This window comes from Aeromicrobium terrae (genome assembly GCF_008039565.1).
GTDB classification, from domain to species: domain Bacteria; phylum Actinomycetota; class Actinomycetes; order Propionibacteriales; family Nocardioidaceae; genus Aeromicrobium; species Aeromicrobium terrae.
This window is the reverse complement of sequence record NZ_VDUX01000004.1, coordinates 363720-381433: the sequence shown is the minus strand read 5'-3', so window position 1 is coordinate 381433 and position 17714 is coordinate 363720. Positions and strand designations below refer to the sequence as shown.

General features: G+C 70.9%; 25 protein-coding genes. 12 read left to right on the top strand and 13 right to left on the bottom strand.

The features are described from left to right. Window position 1 precedes the first annotated feature (1 nt). From ku to FHP06_RS10930, 4 genes are read right to left on the bottom strand one after another with little or no spacing between them, the layout of a single operon-like run. On the bottom strand, window positions 2–862 hold the full coding sequence (ku, locus tag FHP06_RS10945; RefSeq protein WP_147686645.1) for a non-homologous end joining protein Ku: 861 nt from the start codon (window positions 860–862) through the stop codon (window positions 2–4). A gap of 16 nt (window positions 863–878) precedes the next feature. Continuing rightward, the gene (locus FHP06_RS10940) at window positions 879–1364 is read right to left on the bottom strand and encodes a hypothetical protein (RefSeq protein WP_147686643.1); all 486 of its coding nucleotides are present in this window, start codon (window positions 1362–1364) and stop codon (window positions 879–881) included. Window positions 1365–1401: 37 nt separating this feature from the next. Beyond that, a complete protein-coding gene (locus FHP06_RS16340; protein WP_187271899.1) occupies window positions 1402–2124 on the bottom strand; it encodes a CatB-related O-acetyltransferase in 723 nt (240 codons plus the stop codon). Between the two features lie 10 nt (window positions 2125–2134). Next, window positions 2135–2482, bottom strand: a complete 348-nt coding sequence (locus FHP06_RS10930; RefSeq protein ID WP_222706448.1) for a DUF3817 domain-containing protein — start codon at window positions 2480–2482, stop codon at window positions 2135–2137. Window positions 2483–2538: 56 nt separating this feature from the next. Between FHP06_RS10930 and FHP06_RS10925 the strand changes: the two genes are divergently transcribed. Next, window positions 2539–3195: an ACT domain-containing protein gene (locus tag FHP06_RS10925; RefSeq protein ID WP_147686640.1), complete on the top strand. Its 657-nt coding sequence runs from the start codon at window positions 2539–2541 to the stop codon at window positions 3193–3195. Here the strand turns inward: FHP06_RS10925 and FHP06_RS10920 are convergent. Together FHP06_RS10920 and FHP06_RS10915 are read right to left on the bottom strand one after the other, a co-directional pair. Continuing rightward, the gene (locus tag FHP06_RS10920) at window positions 3192–3992 is read right to left on the bottom strand and encodes a hypothetical protein (protein ID WP_147686638.1); all 801 of its coding nucleotides are present in this window, start codon (window positions 3990–3992) and stop codon (window positions 3192–3194) included. The genes FHP06_RS10925 and FHP06_RS10920 overlap by 4 nt on opposite strands. Window positions 3993–4048: 56 nt before the next feature. Continuing rightward, on the bottom strand, window positions 4049–4948 hold the full coding sequence (locus FHP06_RS10915; RefSeq protein ID WP_147686636.1) for an SDR family oxidoreductase: 900 nt from the start codon (window positions 4946–4948) through the stop codon (window positions 4049–4051). A 191-nt stretch (window positions 4949–5139) separates the two neighbouring features. On the opposite strand from FHP06_RS10915, the gene FHP06_RS10910 reads away from it, so the two are divergent. Together FHP06_RS10910 and FHP06_RS10905 are read left to right on the top strand one after the other, a co-directional pair. Beyond that, complete coding sequence (locus tag FHP06_RS10910; RefSeq protein WP_147686634.1) at window positions 5140–6057, top strand: 1,4-dihydroxy-2-naphthoyl-CoA synthase; 918 nt, start codon at window positions 5140–5142, stop codon at window positions 6055–6057. 45 nt (window positions 6058–6102) lie between these two features. Beyond that, window positions 6103–7122 (top strand): SDR family oxidoreductase, encoded by a 1020-nt coding sequence (locus tag FHP06_RS10905; protein WP_187271898.1) that lies wholly within the window; start codon window positions 6103–6105, stop codon window positions 7120–7122. 3 nt (window positions 7123–7125) lie between these two features. On the opposite strand, the gene FHP06_RS10900 is transcribed toward FHP06_RS10905, so the two are convergent. After that, window positions 7126–7434: an ArsR/SmtB family transcription factor gene (locus FHP06_RS10900; RefSeq protein ID WP_222706447.1), complete on the bottom strand. Its 309-nt coding sequence runs from the start codon at window positions 7432–7434 to the stop codon at window positions 7126–7128. 103 nt (window positions 7435–7537) lie between these two features. Here FHP06_RS10900 and FHP06_RS10895 point away from each other — a divergent pair, with 103 nt between their 5' ends. Further along, window positions 7538–8740, top strand: a complete 1203-nt coding sequence (locus FHP06_RS10895; RefSeq protein ID WP_147686630.1) for an MFS transporter — start codon at window positions 7538–7540, stop codon at window positions 8738–8740. 7 nt (window positions 8741–8747) lie between these two features. Here FHP06_RS10895 and FHP06_RS10890 read toward each other — a convergent pair whose 3' ends face one another. Next, window positions 8748–9101 carry an arsenate reductase family protein gene (locus FHP06_RS10890; RefSeq protein ID WP_147686628.1) on the bottom strand — a complete coding sequence of 118 codons (354 nt, stop codon included), beginning with the start codon at window positions 9099–9101 and terminating at the stop codon, window positions 8748–8750. A gap of 34 nt (window positions 9102–9135) precedes the next feature. Between FHP06_RS10890 and thpR the strand changes: the two genes are divergently transcribed. Together thpR and FHP06_RS10880 are read left to right on the top strand one after the other, a co-directional pair. Further along, window positions 9136–9699 carry an RNA 2',3'-cyclic phosphodiesterase gene (gene thpR, locus FHP06_RS10885; protein ID WP_230973485.1) on the top strand — a complete coding sequence of 188 codons (564 nt, stop codon included), beginning with the start codon at window positions 9136–9138 and terminating at the stop codon, window positions 9697–9699. Window positions 9700–9708: 9 nt separating this feature from the next. After that, window positions 9709–10176 carry a DUF6328 family protein gene (locus tag FHP06_RS10880; protein ID WP_147686624.1) on the top strand — a complete coding sequence of 156 codons (468 nt, stop codon included), beginning with the start codon at window positions 9709–9711 and terminating at the stop codon, window positions 10174–10176. Here the strand turns inward: FHP06_RS10880 and FHP06_RS10875 are convergent. Genes FHP06_RS10875 through FHP06_RS10860 form a run of 4 tightly spaced genes read right to left on the bottom strand, consistent with a single transcriptional unit; the run spans window position 10162 to window position 12491 of the window. Continuing rightward, on the bottom strand, window positions 10162–10491 hold the full coding sequence (locus FHP06_RS10875; protein WP_222706446.1) for a hypothetical protein: 330 nt from the start codon (window positions 10489–10491) through the stop codon (window positions 10162–10164). The two genes, FHP06_RS10880 and FHP06_RS10875, sit on opposite strands and share 15 nt — an antisense overlap. Next, on the bottom strand, window positions 10478–10852 hold the full coding sequence (locus tag FHP06_RS10870) for a hypothetical protein (protein ID WP_147686622.1): 375 nt from the start codon (window positions 10850–10852) through the stop codon (window positions 10478–10480). The genes FHP06_RS10875 and FHP06_RS10870 overlap by 14 nt, the downstream gene beginning before the upstream one ends. Next, window positions 10849–12078, bottom strand: a complete 1230-nt coding sequence (locus FHP06_RS10865; protein WP_147686620.1) for an NRAMP family divalent metal transporter — start codon at window positions 12076–12078, stop codon at window positions 10849–10851. Before FHP06_RS10865 ends, FHP06_RS10870 begins: the two co-directional genes overlap by 4 nt. After that, window positions 12078–12491 (bottom strand): hypothetical protein, encoded by a 414-nt coding sequence (locus FHP06_RS10860; protein ID WP_147686618.1) that lies wholly within the window; start codon window positions 12489–12491, stop codon window positions 12078–12080. The genes FHP06_RS10865 and FHP06_RS10860 overlap by 1 nt, the downstream gene beginning before the upstream one ends. A 114-nt stretch (window positions 12492–12605) precedes the next feature. On the opposite strand from FHP06_RS10860, the gene FHP06_RS16030 reads away from it, so the two are divergent. The 4 genes from FHP06_RS16030 (at window position 12606) to pntB (ending at window position 16020) form a co-directional block, all read left to right on the top strand. Further along, a complete protein-coding gene (locus FHP06_RS16030; RefSeq protein WP_187271897.1) occupies window positions 12606–12761 on the top strand; it encodes a hypothetical protein in 156 nt (51 codons plus the stop codon). After that, window positions 12751–13017, top strand: a complete 267-nt coding sequence (locus tag FHP06_RS10855; protein ID WP_147686616.1) for a DUF7218 family protein — start codon at window positions 12751–12753, stop codon at window positions 13015–13017. Before FHP06_RS16030 ends, FHP06_RS10855 begins: the two co-directional genes overlap by 11 nt. A gap of 73 nt (window positions 13018–13090) precedes the next feature. After that, window positions 13091–14626: a Re/Si-specific NAD(P)(+) transhydrogenase subunit alpha gene (locus tag FHP06_RS10850; RefSeq protein ID WP_147686614.1), complete on the top strand. Its 1536-nt coding sequence runs from the start codon at window positions 13091–13093 to the stop codon at window positions 14624–14626. Between the two features lie 5 nt (window positions 14627–14631). Then, a complete protein-coding gene (gene pntB, locus FHP06_RS10845; protein ID WP_147686612.1) occupies window positions 14632–16020 on the top strand; it encodes a Re/Si-specific NAD(P)(+) transhydrogenase subunit beta in 1389 nt (462 codons plus the stop codon). Window positions 16021–16091: 71 nt separating this feature from the next. Here pntB and upp read toward each other — a convergent pair whose 3' ends face one another. Beyond that, entirely contained in the window at window positions 16092–16733 is a 642-nt protein-coding gene (gene upp, locus FHP06_RS10840) for a uracil phosphoribosyltransferase (RefSeq protein WP_147686610.1), read from the bottom strand. 50 nt (window positions 16734–16783) lie between these two features. On the opposite strand from upp, the gene FHP06_RS10835 reads away from it, so the two are divergent. Together FHP06_RS10835 and tadA are read left to right on the top strand one after the other, a co-directional pair. Further along, complete coding sequence (locus FHP06_RS10835) at window positions 16784–17251, top strand: tRNA adenosine deaminase-associated protein (protein ID WP_147686608.1); 468 nt, start codon at window positions 16784–16786, stop codon at window positions 17249–17251. Between the two features lie 26 nt (window positions 17252–17277). After that, window positions 17278–17709, top strand: a complete 432-nt coding sequence (gene tadA, locus FHP06_RS10830; RefSeq protein WP_147686728.1) for a tRNA adenosine(34) deaminase TadA — start codon at window positions 17278–17280, stop codon at window positions 17707–17709. Window positions 17710–17714: the final 5 nt, after the last annotated feature.

Here is a 17714-nt window from a genome sequence, read left to right as displayed (position 1 = left end):
GCTACGCGCCCTTCTTGGCCTTCTTCGACGACGAGCTCTTCTTGGCCGTCGACTTCTTGGCGGCCGTCTTCTTGCTCTTGCTCTTCTCGACGCTGCGCTGCAGGGCCTCCATCAGGTCGACGACCTCGGCGCCCTCGCCCTCCTCGTCCTCGGTCTCGCCGAACGTGGCGGCGGTGTCGAGCGCGTCGCCCTGCTCGAGCTTGGCCTCGACGAGGGTCTTCAGCTGCTCCTGGTAGTCGTCGGAGAACTGGCTGGCGTCGAAGTCGCCGGCGAGCGAGTCGACCAGCTGCGCGGCCATCTCGCGCTCCTTGGCGCTGATCCGGGGCACCTCGTCGAGCACGTCGAACGACGCCTCGCGCACCTCGTCGTCCCAGAGCATCGTCTGGAGCATCAGCACCTTGTCGCGCACGCGCAGCACGGCGAGCCGCGACTTCTGCCGCAGCGCGAACTGGACGACGGCCATCCGGTCCGTCTCCTCCAGCGCGCGGCGCAGCAGCGTGTACGGCTTGAGCGCGCGGGCGTCGGGCTCGAGGTAGTACGGCTTGTCGAGCATGATCGGGTCGATCTGGTCGGCCGGCACGAACTCCACGACCTCGATCTCGTGGTTGTTCTCCGCGGGGAGCGACTTGAGCTCCTCCTCGGTCAGCACGACCGTCTGGGTGCCGTCGTCGTAGGCCTTGGTGATGTCCTCGTAGGCGACGACCTTGCCGCACACCTCGCACTTGCGCTGGTAGCGGATGCGGCCGCCGTCCTTCTCGTGGACCTGGTGCAGCGAGACGTCGTGGCTCTCCGTCGCGCTGTAGACCTTGATCGGGACGTTGACCAGCCCGAAGCTGATCGATCCCTTCCAGATGGACCTCATGGGCCCAAGTCTTGCACTACGCCGGCGGCGGAGGCGCCTCGTCGACGACGTCCGCAGCGGTGGGCGGGGCAGCCGGGGTGGGCGCCGGGGCGGGCTTCGGCCGGTCGTACGGCGGGGGCGGCGGGGTGGACGGGCCCTTGCCTCGGACGGCGCTGAACGCCGCCGCGCCGGCGCCGGCGATCAGCCCGAGCACGGCGACCTTGCGAAGGCGGCGCTTCTTCTTGGGCTTCATCTCGTCCGGCACCTTGTCCGAGACGGCGTCCGGCAGCTTGTCGAGGGTCTCCTCGCTCAGCGTGGGAGCGCGGTCGAGGAGCTCGTCGCGGATGTCCGGCCAGCGGGTGCGCACCTCGGTGAGCCCCGCGTCGAGGCGCTCCAGGAGCGTGTCGCGCACCTCCGGGGCCCGAGCGGCTACCTGTTGCCGCAGGTCATCGGCCTGGGAGACGAAGTCGTCGAGGCGCGCCTCGAGCTGGTCACGAGCGGTCTTCTTCTTCCGGAACGGCATGTCTCGACGATAACCACAGCGGGTCGAACGGGCACGTTCAGCGGAGGCGGAACCGGCGTCGCCGCGGCGCGGGCGCGGGCTTGGTGATCTCGACGAACCCCGGCTCGTAGGGCTCCAGGTCGGGCACCCGCTCGCGCAGCTGCTTGACCGCCTGGGCGGGCTCGTGGAACGAGACGCCCTTCAGCTGGTTGGGGGTGAACCGCCACCAGGCGAGCTCGAGCAGCTCGTCGACGAGGGCGTCGTCGTGGCGCCGCCGGATCGGCTTGGCGGGGGCGCCGCCGACGATCGTGTACGGCTCGACGTCCTTGGTCACCACGGAGTTGGCGGCCACCACGGCGCCGTGGCCGACGGTGACGCCCTTGAGCACGACGACGTTCGCGCCGAGCCACACGTCGTTGCCGATGCTGCCGAGCCCTTCGCCGCGGAACGACGGGCGGCCGTCGACCTCGGGCTCGACGACCTCGGCGTCGGACGCGGTGGGGTGCCAGCCCCAGGTGGCCTTCTTGTACTGGAACGCGGAGACGCTCAGCCAGTCGAGCGGGTGGCCGGTGGCGCCGAGCAGGCTGCTGGGGCCGATCTCGCTGTAGCGCCCGATCTCGGCGTGCTGGCACTCGACGTTGCGGCCGAACTCGGTGAACGCGCCCACGTGGGTGTCCGAGCGGAGCACGAGGGTGCCGAGGATGCGCACGGGCGGCTCGGCGAGCAGGCGCGACTGGTTGATCCGCGTCAGGTAGCGCGCGCCGCGCGAGTGCTCCTCCACGGCCGACAGACTATCGGCGCGCCAGCAGGCCCTTGCGGTCGGCGACGACCTCGAAGACCGCGGTGGCGAACGGCGGGACCGCAGCGACGAGCGCGACGAGCGTCGTCCGGGCGGTCCAGGCGAAGCGGCTGCGGGCGACGAAGCACATCACGACGTACGCGACGAAGATCGCGCCGTGGATGGGTCCCATGACCGGGACGCCGCCCTCGATGCCCGTGTGCGGGTCGTCCTGGACGATCCACTTGAAGAACATCGCGATGAGGAGTCCGAGCCAGGAGACGGCTTCGGCGACGGCGATGGCGCGGAACCAGGTGCGGGTTGCGGTGCGGGCAGGGGTCACCGTGTCTGTGCTGGTCACAGCCCCAACGCTATCGATGTCACACAACCGCAACGTCGCCGTGGTGAGATACCGCCATGGCGTTCCTGCTCCGCGTGGAGCTGCCCGACGTGCCCGGCTCCCTCGGCGCGCTGGCGTCCGCGCTCGGTGGCGCGGGGGCCGACATCGAGGCGATCGAGATCGTCGAGCACCGGGCCGACGGTGTGGCCGTCGACGACGTGCTGCTCGAGCTGCCGCCGCGCCTCATGCCCGATGCCCTGGTGACCGCGTGCCACGCGCTCGAGGGCGTACGGGTGCACTGGATCTCTCGGTACAACGCCGGCGCGAACCTCCGGATGGACCTGGAGGCGGTCGAGGCGTTCACGCAGGAGCCGGGGAAGGCCGTCGAGAACCTGGTGTCGGTCGTGCCCGACACGTTCCGCACCGACTGGGCGATGGCAGTACGTCGCGGCGAGGACGGGCCGGAGGTGTGGCACGCGAGCCCGGCGGCCCCCCGGCTGAAGGGCGACGACGTCGTCGAGGCCGCGAACGGGTGGCTGCGCCTGCGCACCACGCACGCCGTCGACGGCGTCTCGGCGTGGGACTCGATCCTGCTCACCGCGAGCCCCGGCCGGCTGCGCGACGGCACGGGGTTCGTCGTGGTCGTCGGCCGTCGCGGCGGACCGGAGTTCCTGCCGTCGGAGATCGCCCGCCTCGGGCACATGGTGTCCCTCGCGGCGAGCGTCCAGCACTAGGTGAGCCGGTCGAGCTCGCGCTGGGCCGCGTCGAGGGCCTGCTGCGCGGCGTCCTCGTCCTCCTCCGCCTCGTCGACGTCCTCGCGCGCCGACTCCAGGTCGTGCTCGGCGGCCGCGAGCCGCTGCTCCGCCTTCTTCAGCGCGGCCCGCAGCTGCTGCGCCTCGTCGTCGAGCTCCTGGTAGCGCTCGAGCGCCGCGTCGCGATCACGGCGGGCACGGTCGGCGACCTTCCGCGCCTGCTTCTCGGTCCGCTCGGCCGACGCGACCTCCTCGCGCGCGGCGGCGATCGCCTTGTCCTTCTGGCTCGCCGCCTTGGCCTTGCGCCGCGGCGCCAGCGGGGTGACCGTCGCGAGCGTCTCCGGCACCGCGACCGCGTCGTCGAGGTCGACGCCACCGAAGCCGCTGGCGTCGAGCGCTCGGGTGAGCCGACCGGTCCGCACGGCGTCGGCGGCCTCGGGGTCGGCCATGGCCGCGCGCAGGGTGTCGTCGACCTGTGCCTCCGCGGCGGCGCTGACCTTGGTGCCGGCCTCGGCGGCGAGCTGGATGCCGTTCTTCGCGATCGTGCGGGTGAGCTCGCGTCGCTCCCTGTCGAGCGCGCGCAAGGTCGTGCCGTCCTGGGACGACTGGGCCTCGCGCAGCCGGTCGCCGAGCTCGATGAGGTCCTCGATCTCCTCCGGCGACTCCCGCACCAGCAGGTTCACGACGTAGGCGGCGACCGACGGCTTCGTCAGGGCGCGCACCTGCGCGGCGACGTCGGAGTCCGACACCTGCTTGGCCTTCGTGTTCCGCGCGGACACGAAGTCGCCGGGCGGGACGGCGTAGAGCTCGTCCGCCAGCTGGGCGAGGTCTGCGCTCAGGCCGGGTTGTCCTTCGGGTCGGAGCGGTCGGTGAGGGGCACGTGGGAGTGCTGGAAGCGGCCGAGGTTCTCGACGTCGCGCTCGAGGCTGGGCACCTGGGCGCTCGCCATGCGGCGGACCAGCGGCCAGGCCGCGGCGCTGTTCAGCAGCGGCTTGGTGAAGTTCGCGAGGACGACGCCCTTGGGCACGTAGACGCGGGCCTTGCGCTTCGCGAGGCCGGTGAGGATCGCCTCGACGCACTCCTCGACCGACGTCGTCGAGTTGGCCGGGTACGGCATCTTCTTGCGGGCGGCGCGGAACGACGGCAGGTCCTTCTCGGCGTTGCGGACGATGTCGGTGTCGATCCACGACGGGTGGCAGACGCCGACCCCGATGCCGAGGTGGGCGACCTCCTGCTTCGTGGCGAGGGCCAGCGACTCGGCGCCGGCCTTGCTCGCGTTGTACGACGCGAGGCCCGCGAGGGTGCCGAACGAGGCGAGGGACGCGACGACGAGCGCGTAGCCCTTGGTCTTCTCCAGGTGCGGGATCGCGGCGTGCAGCGTGCGGAAGACGCCGGTGATGTTGATGTCGATGACGCGGTCGAACGCGACCTCGTCGATCTGCCGCACCGTGCCGTACGACGCGATGCCGGCGTTGGCGAGCACGTGGTCGATGCGGCCGAAGTGCTCCGCAGCGGCGTCGATCCCGTGGGTGACGGCGGCACCGTCGCGGACGTCGACCTCCCACCACTCGGCCGCGTCGCCGAGCTCGTCGGACAACTGCTTCAGCAGGTCCGGCTCGAGGCCGAGCAGCGCGACCTTGCCTCCGCGCTCGACGTAACCGCGGGCGACGCCTGCGCCGATGCCCCGGGCCGCCCCGGTGATCACGGCGACCTGGCCGTCGAATCTCTTGCTCATCCAGTCAACATACCGCCGGTATCTGGGAGTGTCATCGGCGACGGTGTGAGGTTTACCAGGTTCAGTGGGCAAACTCGCACATCTCAGGGCAGATCTGCCGTGAGATGTGGCAGCTTGCCGTGGGGCGTGCGCGGTCGGCGTCAGTTTGCCTACTGAACCTGGTAAACCAACCACCGCGCTAACCTCGCCGGGTGAGTGCGCTCGAGAACGTCAGCGAGATCTTCGACGCGTCGGCCTGGCAGCCGGTGCCGGGATTCGAGAACCTGCAGGACCTCACCTACCACCGCGCGGTGGAGCACGGCACGGTCCGCATCGCGTTCGACCGGCCCGAGGTCCGCAACGCGTTCCGCCCCGGCACCGTCGACGAGCTGCTCGCCGTGCTCGAGCACGCGCGCACGTCGTCCGACGTCGGCTGCGTCCTGCTCACCGGCAACGGCCCGAGCCCCAAGGACGGCGGCTGGGCGTTCTGCTCCGGCGGCGACCAGCGGATCCGCGGCAAGGCCGGCTACCAGTACGCGGACGGCGACACTGCCGACACGGTCGACCCGGCCAAGCTCGGGCGCCTGCACATCCTGGAGTGCCAGCGGCTGATCCGGTTCATGCCGAAGGTCGTCATCTGCGTGGTGCCCGGCTGGGCGGCCGGTGGCGGGCACAGCCTGCACGTCGTCGCTGATCTCACCCTCGCCTCCGCCGAACACGCCCGCTTCAAGCAGACCGACGCCGACGTCGGCAGCTTCGACGGCGGCTTCGGCTCGGCCTACCTCGCCCGCCAGGTGGGCCAGAAGTTCGCCCGCGAGATCTTCTTCCTCGGCGACGAGTACACCGCCGACGACGCCCACCGGATGGGCATGGTCAACAAGGTGGTCCCGCACGCCGACCTCGAGCGCGTCGCCCTGGAGTGGGGCGCGATGATCAACGCCAAGAGCCCCACGGCCCAGCGGATGCTCAAGTACTCCTTCAACCTGATCGACGACGGGCTCGTCGGACAGCAGGTGCTGCTCGGCGAGACCACCCGCCTCGCCTACATGACCGACGAGGCCCAGGAGGGCCGCGACGCGTTCCTCGAGAAGCGCGACCCGGACTGGTCGGACTACCCCTGGTACTACTGATGCGCCACGATGGAGCCTCTCGGGGCTGAGGCGAAGGAGCCAGGCGTGCGCGACGAGACGGTTCTGGTCACGGGGGGTTCCGGGTTCGTCGGGGTGCACTGCATCCTGCGGCTGCTGGAGGACGGCTACCGGGTGCGGACCACCGTCCGGTCCGCCGGCCGCGAGGACGACGTCCGAGCGATGCTGGCGCGGGGTGGCGCCCCCGCCGACGCCGACGTCACCTTCGCCGTCGCCGACCTCACGTCCGACGACGGCTGGCCGGAGGCGGTCGCCGGGTGCCAGTACGTGCTGCACGTCGCGTCCCCGTTCCCGCTCGGCGTCCCGAAGGACGAGGACGAGCTGATCGTGCCGGCGCGTGACGGGGCGCTGCGGGTCCTCCGTGCCGCCCGGGAAGCCGGCGTCCGACGCGTCGTGCTCACCTCCTCGTTCGCGGCCGTCGGCTACGGCCACGAGCCGCGGTCGACGCCGTTCACCGAGGACGACTGGACGGACGCGACGGCCGACGTCGGCGCCTACACGCGGTCGAAGACCCTGGCCGAGCGCGCCGCCTGGGACTTCGTCGCGGCCGGCGGGCCCGAGCTGGCCACCGTCAACCCGGTGGGCGTGTACGGGCCGGTGCTCGCACCGGACTACTCGACCTCGGTCGAGCTGGTGTCCCGGCTGATGACCGGGAAGGTGCCCGGTCTTCCGCCGCTGTCGTACTCGGTGGTGGACGTGCGGGACGTCGCCGACCTGCACGTGCGGGCCATGACGGACCCGGCCGCGGCGGGCGAGCGCTTCCTGGCGGTCGCGGGCGAACCCATGAGCACCGCCGACATGGCGTCAGTCTTGCGGGAGCGCCTCGGCGAGCGGGCGAAGAGGGTGCCGACGCGGCGCGTCCCGGCGTTCCTGGTGCGCGTCGCCTCGATCTTCGACCCGACGCTCAAGCTCGTCGTGCCCGAGCTCAACAAGGCCAAGCGTGTGTCGAACGCGAAGGCACGCGAGGTGCTCGGCTGGGAGCCGCGGTCGCGGGAGGACGCGATCGTCGCCACCGCGGAGAGCCTGATCGACCTCGGGCTGGTCTAGTCGTTACCGGCGGGCTGCCGCGACGATGGCGGTGAGCACGCCCGGCAGGGCCTCCTCAACCTCGTCGACACGGAGGCGCTGGAACGTCTGCCCGTCGCGGGAGCTCCGCTCGATGATGCCCGCCTCGCGCAGGGTCTTGAAGTGGTGGCTGGCGGTCGACTTGCCGATGCCGTCGTAGAGCCGGGAGCACGCGACCGGTCCGCCCTCGGCAGCGAGCCGGCGGACCATCTCGAGCCGGACCGGGTCGGACAACGCGTCCAGGACGTCGGGAAGAGGCGCCACCGGGGCGGTGCCGGACGTCTCCGTGGTCACGAGAAATCTCCTGTCGGAGGATGGGAATAAGTTCGATGTTCATCGAACTTGTCCTGAGTGTTGACCTGTTCGATCTACATCGAACCTAGCACGCAGGAGAAGCATGACCACCACGATCGACACCCGGCTCGGCCTCGGCCGGCAACTCCCGGCCTACCCGCTGCTGATGCTCCTGCTGGCGGTCTCGCTGGGCGTCTCCGGCGCACCGGCGCCCCTGTACGGCATCTACGAGGAGCAATGGCGCCTCACCCCGATCACCACGACGCTCGTCTTCGCGGTCTACGCCTTCGGCGCCCTGGTCGCGGTGCTCGTATCTGGCGTCGTGTCCGACCGCTACGGCCGCAAGCCGCTCCTGCTCGGCGCGGTGGTCGCGATGGTCGTCGGGCTGGTGGTCTTCATGCTCGCCCGCGACGTGACCGCTCTCTACGTCGCCCGCGCGCTGCACGGGGCCGCCGTCGGCACGGTCGTGGTCGTGGCGACCGCCGCGATGCTCGACCTCCGCCCGGACGACGGTGCGCGGACCGGGCACCTGACCGGCATCACGATCAACGTGGGCATGGCGGTGACCATCCTGTCCGCCTCGCTGCTGGCGCAGTTCGCCCCCGACCCGCTGGTGACGCCGTACGCGATCGTCACGCTGGTGGTCGTGCTCCTGCTCGCCGCGCTGCTGCCGATGCCGGAGACGCACCGGGACCGCTCGACCCAGCCCGTGCGGATCGCCCGGCCAAGGGTGCCCGCCGAGATCCGGGCCGACTTCCGGTTCGCCGTCCTCGGCGTGATGGCGGCGTGGTCGGTGCTCGGCGTCTACCTGTCGCTGTTCCCAGCCTTCGCGGGCGTCTCGACCGGCATCCACAGCCTGGTGTTCGGCGGCCTGGTCGTGACGGCCATGGCGGGCGCGGGCGCGTTCGGCCAGGCCTTCGGCGGCCGGCTCGCAGCGCGGCGCGCGGCGGTCGCGGGCGACTTCGGCACGGCCCTCGCTCTGGTGCTAAGCCTGTTCGCCCTCGACAGCCGCTCGGCCGGCCTCGTCGTCGCCGCGGCGGTCCTGATGGGCCTCACGTTCGGGCTTGCGATGGGCGGCTCGTTGCGTCACCTGGGCAGCGTCGTGCCCGCCGGACACCGCGGCGAGGTGATGTCGGCGTTCTACCTGCTCGCCTACGGCGCCATGGCCGTGCCGACGATCGGGGCGGGCTGGGCCGCGACGCAGTGGAGCCTCGAGTCGGTCTTCCCGTGGTTCACCGCGGTGGTCGCGGTCGCCTGCCTCGCCGCCGGGGCACTGGGGCTGGCGTCCGTCCGGCGAGCCTGGTGACAGTCGACTACGCCCGACCGATCGCCTGCTGCACGGTCTCGGGGTCGCGGGCGACGTAGGCGCTGCCGTCGTCGGCGGTGATGATCGGCCGCTGGATGGCGCGCGGGTTCTCGATCAGCGCGGCGATCCAGGCGTCGCGGTGCTCGGCGTCCTTCGGGTGGTCGATGCCGGCCTCGCGAGTCTCCTTGGGGCGGGCGATGTCCCAGGGCTCGAGGCCGAGGCGGTCGAGCACCTCGGAGAGCTCGGCCGGCGTCGGCGGCTCGTCGAGGTAGCGCCGCTCGGTGTACTGCACGCCGGCGGCGTCGAGGTCGGCCTTCGCGGACCGGCACTTCGAGCACGACGGGTTCATCCAGATCTCCATGCCTCCATCCTGCCCGCACACTGATGGGGTGAGGATGTTCGCCGCCGTCGTCCCGCCGGCCGAGGTGATCGAGGACCTCGACGCGTTCCTCGAGGTCCGGCGCGAGGCCGGCCCGTTCCGCTGGACGCAGGCCGACCAGCTCCACCTGACCCTCGCCTTCATGGCCGACGTCGCGGACCACAAGCTCGACGGGCTCGTCGACCGGCTCGAGCGGGCCGCGCAGAAGCGGCGCCCGACGACCGCGACGATCACCGGCGGCGGCGCGTTCCCGAACGTCGCGCGGGCGAAGGTGCTCTGGGCCGGCGTCGACGTCGACGACCCGGCGGAGCTCGACCGTCTGGCGTCGGGCGCCCGCACGGCTGCGAGCACGTCCGGCATCGAGGTCGACGGCCGGCGGTTCCGCCGCCACGTCACCGTCGCCCGCATGGGCCGGCCGGTCGAGACGACGCCGTGGGTTCGACTGCTCGACGCCTACCGCGGCCCGTCTTGGGCGCTCGACGAGGTCGCGCTCGTCGCGAGCCACCTCGGGGAGGGTCCGCGCCGCCGCCCGCGCTACGAGACCGTCGCGACGTTCCCGCTCGGGCGTGGAGCGACGTAGGTTCGAAGGATGGAGGAGCACGCACGCGACAAGGGGCTCGACCGCAACTGGAACGAGCTGCTCCAGGAGCTGCGCGTCGCGCAGACCGGCGTGCAGATCCTCAGCGGCTTCCTGCTGACCCTGCCGTTCTCGCCGAACTTCGAAGACCTGCCGGAGTCGCGCCACGACGTCTACGTCGCGGTCCTGCTCTCCGCCATCAGTGCGACGCTGCTCCTCCTCAGCCCGGTCGCGTTGCACCGGGCGCTGTTCCACCGCGGCCAGCGGCCGTTCCTCGTCGATGCCGCACACAAGCTCTCGCGTGCTGGCCTGGTCCTGCTTGCCGTGGCCAACGTCGGCGCGGTCTGGCTCATCGTGGACACGGTGCTCAGCTCCACGGCCGCATCCGTCGCGGCCGCCGTGCTTGCCGGACTCACCACGCTGGTCTGGCTCGTCCTGCCCGCCTGGGTGCTCCGCAGGCCGCGCTCAACGGAGTCGTGACGACCAGCGCGTGAACCCCTCGCGCAGCTCGACGGCGTCGCCGTCCACCGACGCGACGTCGTCCCAGTCGACCAGGAAGCTCTCGCGTTGCCGCCGGCCGAAGAACCAGTTGAGCAGGGCGGGCCGGTCCTGCTCGGCGCGCTCGTAGCCCAGGACGCTCATCCGCCGCTTCGGCCCGACGACGAGGCCGACGAGCTGAGCCTCGGCGAGCGAGCCCTCGACCGCGCCGCGCACGACGAACCGCGCGTCGATCACGTGGCCGAGCCGCTCGTCGCCGCACCGCACCTCGCGGGCCATCAGGTCACTCAGGATCACGGCGACCTCCGGGGATCCGGCCGATCACGTGGCGGCGCAACCAGCGCTCGAACCAGATCACGTCGAGCTCGGAGCGGTCGACCCTGAGGTGCACGACGGTGTCGAGCGCCGCGACCTTCCGCCACGCCATCCGGTCGAGGTGGTGCTTCGGCGGGTGGCCCCCCAGGAACCGGGACACGATCGCCGAGCCGAGCACGAGGTTGGCGATGCGGGGGCGCCCGCCGTCCTCGCTCTCGAGCTCGAGGTCGCTCACGACGGACACCGGCTCGTCGTTCCGGTCGACCACGAGCCGGTCGAGCAGGTGCACGTTCGCGTCGAGCACCTTGCCGTCCTTCGCCGGGTGCGGGGGAAGTCTGGTCATGAGCCGAGTCCTGTCAGAACCATCAGAGGGATGGCGGCGACCGCGGCCACCACGATGATCACGAGGTACACGAGCGCCAGGGCGTTCAGCACCGGTCCGTTGGTCTCCTCGCCGACGTACTCGGGGTCGTTGGCCACGACGAGGATCGGCGCGTAGGTGAGCGGCAGGGCCACCGCGCTGAAGACGACCGAGAACTCGGTCACCATGATCGGGTCGACCCCGGTGGCCAGCACGCCGCACGCGATCAGCAGGCACACGATGATCGTCACGTGGAACTGCGGCGCCTTCGCCGGCCGGTGCCACTTGCCCCACGGCCAGCCCGCGTACTGGGCCAGCGTGTAGCCGCAGGAGAGCGCCGTCTCCAGCGCTGCGCCCATGGTGGCCGCCAGCACGCCGATCAGCACGAGCGCCAACCCGATCGTGCCGAGCGCCTCGCCGACCGGCAGGACCACCTGCGACAGGCTCGAGACGTCGACCTTCTCCGGCGACCAGACGAGGAAGGCGCTGCCGGCGATGCCCAGTGACAGCAAGCCGCCGAGCGGGAAGCCGATCCCGACGTTGAGCCGGGCGAGCATGAGGTCCTGACGTCCCCAGCGCTCCTCGACGGCGCCGGAGGAGAAGAAGAACACCTCGTACGGCGTCATGGCGGCGCCGAACAGGGCCACGACGTAGAACCAGTACGTGAGCGGGTGCTCGCCGGGGTGCGGGTACTGCTGGGTGATCTGGTCGACCGTGTCGCCCCAGTCGGGGCCCAGCACGAAGAACGACACGACGAAGACGATGAGTGTCAGGCCGAGGAGACCGGCGGCGTTCTCCATCCAGGTGAACTTGACCAGCCAGATCACCAGCCAGACCGCGAGCGTCGCCACCACGATCCAGGCGAGCGGCACGATGCCGGTGAGCAGCTGGAGCGTCAGGGCGATGCCGCCGATCTCCGCCGTGAGGGTCAGCAGCGTCATCAGGAAGGACGCCCCGAGGTTCATCAGGGCGGCCCTGGCGCCGAGGCGCTCGCGGATGATCTCGAACGTCGCCCGCCCGCTGAGCGCGACGACCTTGCCCGCCATGTACGCGTACAGCACGATGCCGATCACGCCGACGACGACCACCCACGCCAGCGAGAGCCCGAACCGCGCGCCGACGACGGCGTTGGTGACCAGGTCGCCGATGTCGACGAACCCGCCGATGGCGGTGAGGATGCCGAGCGCGACGGCGAGGTACTTCTTCATCAGAGCGACCCGGCCTTGGTCGTGAGCTCGTCGAGGCGGTCGCGGTCAGCGGTGAGCCGGTCGACCAGGCTCGCGCGCTGTGCCGGCTGCCTGACGCCGTCGCGGGCCCGGTGCAGGTCCTTCACCGCGTCTGCGATGGCGGCGACCGCCTGCTCCTGCAGCTGCTTCTCCCGGGTGTTCTTCGCCGGGTAGGCCGCGACCTCCCTGGCCGCCTTGGACGCCGTGGTGACCGCGTCCTCGATGGTCGTCTCCGCGACGGCGGACGTCAGGTCACCGTCGTCGAGGCCGCGCAGGGCGAGCGCGGCGGAGCCGGTGGCGGACGTCGCGTCCCCCGCGGCCCGCTCCAGCGGGGGTGTGGTGATCCCGCACGCGGCGAGGCCGACGACCAGCGCCACCACGAGTGCAGCACGCATCGGGCCTCCTGTCGGGTCGGGCAGGTAGTACCCCGACGCAACTATTCCAACCGTCGATGCATGACGTCCGTCCACGGGGGAACGTCATACATCTGGACCGTAGAGGAGAAGCCCGTGACCAGCACGCCGGAGGAACCGATCGCAGCACCCGATCCCGAGCACGAGCCCGCGGACGAGCCGAGGTTCGCCGCGGGTGCCGATGCGGAGGACGACGTCGTCGAGCTGCCGCAACCCGACGCAGACGAGGAGGAGGACCACGATGCCCGGTGACAAGAACAGCAGCCTGAAGAAGCCCGACATGTACGAGGACCTGCGCGACGAGGGCGCGTCCAAGGAGAAGGCCGCACGCATCTCCAACGCCGCCGCCAACGAGGGCGAGTCCGAGGTCGGCCGCAAGGGTGGTGAGGCCAAGGACTACGAGGACCGCACCGTCGACGAGCTTCAGGACCGTGCCAAGGAGCTCGGCATCGAGGGCTACTCCGACATGAACAAGGACGAGCTCATCGACACCTTGCGGAACCACTGAGGCCGTCGCCACCTGGTGAGACACCAGTCTCATCAGGTGGTCACCTCGGGTGCATGACGCTAGTGTGCGCCGGGTGAAGATCGGAGTCGTGGCGGAGTCGACGCCCGGGGAGACGAGAGTCGCAGCCACCCCCGCGACGGTCGCCAAGCTGATCGACCTGGGCTACGACGTGGCCGTCGAGTCGGGCGCGGGCGAGAAGGCGAGCTTCCTCGACGAGGGCTACGCCGAGGCCGGCGCCACCGTCGCGTCCGCCGACGAGGTGTGGGGCCGCGACATCGTCCTGAAGATCAACGCGCCCACGTCGGAGGAGATCGGCCGGCTGGCCGACGGCTCCTACCTGATCAGCATGCTGGCGCCGGGCCTGAACCCGGACCTGGTCGACGAGCTGGCCGCCAAGCCCATCACTGTGCTCGCGATGGACGCGGTGCCGCGCATCTCGCGCGCCCAGTCGCTCGACGTCCTCAGCTCGATGGCGAACATCGCCGGCTACCGCGCGGTCGTCGAGGCCGCCCACACGTTCGGCCGGTTCTTCACCGGCCAGGTCACCGCGGCGGGCAAGGTGCCGCCCGCGACGGTCCTGGTGGCTGGCGCCGGCGTCGCCGGACTGGCCGCGATCGGCGCGGCCAGCAGCCTCGGTGCCGTCGTCCGCGCGATGGACCCGCGTCCGGAGGTCGCCGACCAGGTGAAGTCGATCGGCGGCGAGTTCATCGAGGTGGACGTCGAGTCCGAGATGGGCAGCGACGGCTACGCCAAGGAGACCACCGACGAGTACAACCGGCGGGCCGCGGAGATCTACTCCGAGCAGGCCGCCGAGGTCGACATCATCATCACCACCGCGCTGATCCCCGGAAAGCCGGCGCCGCGCCTGGTCACGGCCGCCGACGTGGCGAGCATGAAGCCCGGCAGCGTGATCGTCGACATGGCGGCCGCGCAGGGCGGGAACGTCGAGGGCTCCAAGCCCGGTGAGGTCGTGGTCACCGACAACGACGTCACGATCATCGGCTACACGGACCTCGCCGGCCGGCTGCCCACCGTCGCGTCGCAGCTGTACGGCACCAACGTCGTCAACCTGATGAAGCTGCTCACGCCGGAGAAGGACGGGCAGGTCGTGCTCGACCTCGAGGACGTGGTGCAGCGCGGCATGACCGTCGTCCGCGAGGGCGAGAACCTGTGGCCCCCGCCACCGGTCAGCGTCTCCGCCGCCCCCACCAAGCCGATGCCGGCGGTGAAGGAGAAGGAGCCGGTCGTCGAGAAGCAGCCGATGACCCAGGAGCGCCGTTTCACGCTGATCGGCATCGGCGTGCTCGCGCTGTTCCTGATCAACGCGTACGCGCCGGACCCGCTGCCGCAGCACTTCACCGTGCTCGTGCTCGCGGTGATCATCGGCTACTACGTGATCGGCAACGTGCACCACGCGCTGCACACACCGCTGATGTCGGTGACGAACGCGATCTCCGGGATCATCGTCGTCGGCGCGGTCCTGCAGGTCGTGGGCGACGACCCGGCGACGCGCATCCTCTCGTTCGTGGCGATCCTGCTCGCGAGCATCAACATCTTCGGCGGCTTCGCCGTGACCCGACGCATGCTCAGCATGTTCTCGAAGGGCTGAGGGCCATGAGTGCAGAGTCCGTCGCGCAGGCGGCCTACATCGTCGCGATCCTGCTGTTCGTGATGAGCCTGGCCGGCCTGTCACGCCACGAGTCGTCGCGCAACGGCGTCCTCTACGGCATCGTCGGCATGACCATCGCGCTGGTCGCGACGGTCATCCTGGCCGTGCAGGACGCCGAGGCGATCGGCGTCGTGCTGCTGGTGATCGCCGTCGTGATCGGCGCCGCCATCGGCCTGGCCCGGGCGAGAACCGTCGAGATGACCGGCATGCCCGAGCTGATCGCGCTGTTCCACAGCTTCGTCGGTCTCGCGGCCGTGCTCGTGGGCTGGAACGGCCACCTCGAGCACCCCCACTACGCGCTGGAGTCGCTGGAGCGGATCCACAGCGCCGAGGTGTTCATCGGCGTCTTCATCGGTGGCGTCACGTTCACCGGCTCGATCATCGCGTTCCTGAAGCTGTCGGCGCGGATGAAGTCGGCGCCGCTCGTGCTGCCCGGCAAGAACCTGCTCAACCTCGGCGCGCTGGCCGCGTTCGCGGTGCTGACGATCGTCTACGTCGCGTCGCCGCACATGTGGCTGCTGGTGCTCGTCACGGTCGTGTCGCTCGGGCTCGGCGTGCACCTGGTCGCGTCGATCGGCGGCGGCGACATGCCGGTCGTCGTCTCGATGCTGAACAGCTACTCCGGCTGGGCCGCGGCCGCCGCGGGCTTCCTGCTGAACAACGACCTGCTGATCGTCACCGGCGCGCTCGTCGGCTCCTCCGGTGCGTACCTGTCGTACATCATGTGCCAGGCGATGAACCGGTCGTTCATCTCCGTCATCGCCGGCGGCTTCGGCATCGAGGCGTCGGGCGACGACGACACCGACTACGGCGAGCACCGCGAGGTCGACGCCGAGGGCGCGGCCGAGCTGCTCGGCGACGCGTCGAGCGTCGTCATCACCCCCGGCTACGGCATGGCCGTCGCGCAGGCCCAGTACCCGGTGGCCGACCTCGTCTCCAAGCTCCGCGCCAAGGGCGTCGACGTCCGGTTCGGCATCCACCCGGTCGCCGGCCGCCTGCCCGGCCACATGAACGTGCTCCTCGCCGAGGCGAAGGTGCCCTACGACATCGTGCTCGAGATGGACGAGATCAACGACGACCTCGCCGACACCGACGTCGTCCTCGTCATCGGCGCCAACGACACGGTGAACCCGGCCGCCGCCGAGGACCCGGGCAGCCCGATCGCCGGCATGCCCGTCCTCCGCGTGTGGGAGGCGAAGAACGTCATCGTCTTCAAGCGCTCGATGGCCGCCGGCTACGCGGGCGTGCAGAACCCGCTGTTCTTCCGCGAGAACACCCAGATGCTGTTCGGCGACGCCAAGGAGCGCGTCGAGGACATCCTGCGCTCCCTCTGACGTCGTTTCGACAAGCTCAACGACCGGTTCTCGGGTAGCAGGCACACGGTCCTTGAGCTTGACGAAAGGACTTAGCCGACCACGCCGTACAGGCGATCGCCGGCGTCGCCGAGGCCGGGGACGATGTAGCCCTTGTCGTTGAGCCGCTCGTCGAGGCCGGCGGTGACGAGGGTGACGGGGACGCCGATGTCGGCGAGGTCCGCCTCGACGCGGGCGATGCCCTCCGGGGCGGCGAGCAGCGTGACGGCGGTGATGTGGTCGGCGCCGCGCTGGACGAGGAACTCGATGGCCGCGGACAGGGTGCCGCCGGTCGCCAGCATGGGGTCGAGCACGTAGCACTGACGACGTGCGAGGTCGTCGGGCAGGCGCTCGGCGTACGTGGTCGCCTCGAGCGTCTCCTCGTTGCGCACCATGCCGAGGAAGCCCACCTCGGCCGTCGGCAGCAGGCGCTGCATGCCCTCGAGCATCCCGAGGCCCGCGCGCAGGATCGGCACCACGAGCGGCTGCGGTGTGGACAGCCGCACGCCTCGCGCCTCGGCCACCGGGGTCTGCACCGTCACCGGATCGACGCGCACGTCGCGCGTCGCCTCGTACGCCAGCAGCGTGACGAGCTCGTCGGCCAGGCGGCGGAACGTGGGGGAGTCGGTCCGCTCGTCGCGCAGCACGGTCAGCTTGTGCGAGATGAGCGGGTGGTCGGCGACATGAACGTGCATGACCTGCACGATAGTGGCGGCTCGAGAAATCCCTCTGTCACTATCAACTCATGGCCGAGGACGACGTCGACTTCGCCGTGGCCGCCTATCGCGACGAGGGCGAGTGGCAGCTGGTCGAGCTGCGCCCTTCGCTCGCCGAGGACCTCGACGACCTCACCAAGGCGCTCGGCCGCTTCCCGTCCGACGTGGGCGTGCTCGGGCTGGTGTCGATGAACGACGACTTCTTCGTGATCCTGCGCCGCTCGGGTGGTGAGGTTCGGGCGCTGCTGTCCGACGTCACGGCCGCCCTGGACTGGCCGCTCGCCAGCGGAATCGCCGACCTGCTCGACGTCGAGGACCCGGACGACGACGACGTCCCGCAGCCGGCCGGCGACCTCGACATCGTGAGCGACCTCGGCATGCCGGCCATCGAGCTCGGCGTGCTCTGCGACGACGACGACCTGTACCCGGACGAGATCCTGTCCGACGTGGCGGCGAGGCTCGGCTTCGGCGAGGCGTTCGACCTGCTGGTGCGGTGATCGCCATCCCCACTGATGCCGATCTGATGCGGCAGGCGCTCGACCTCGCCGCCGCGGCCGCCGCCGACGGCGACGTGCCCGTCGGTGCTGTCGTCGTCGACGCCGCCGGCACGGTCATCGGCACCGGCCGCAACACCCGCGAGCGCGACGCCGATCCGACCGGCCATGCGGAGGTCGTCGCGCTCCGCGAGGCCGCGACCGCGCTCGGGTCGTGGCGGCTCGAGGGCTGCACCCTCGTCGTCACGCTCGAGCCGTGCACGATGTGTGCCGGTGCCGTCGTCGCTTCCCGCGTCTCTCGGCTCGTGTTCGGTCCGTTCGACGACAAGGCCGGGGCCGTCGGGTCGCTCTGGGACGTCGTCCGCGACCGTCGGCTCAACCACCGCCCCGAGGTGGTCAGCGGCGTGCTGGCCGAGGAGTCCTCGGCGCTGCTCCGGGAGTTCTTCGCTTCGCACCGGTGACACGA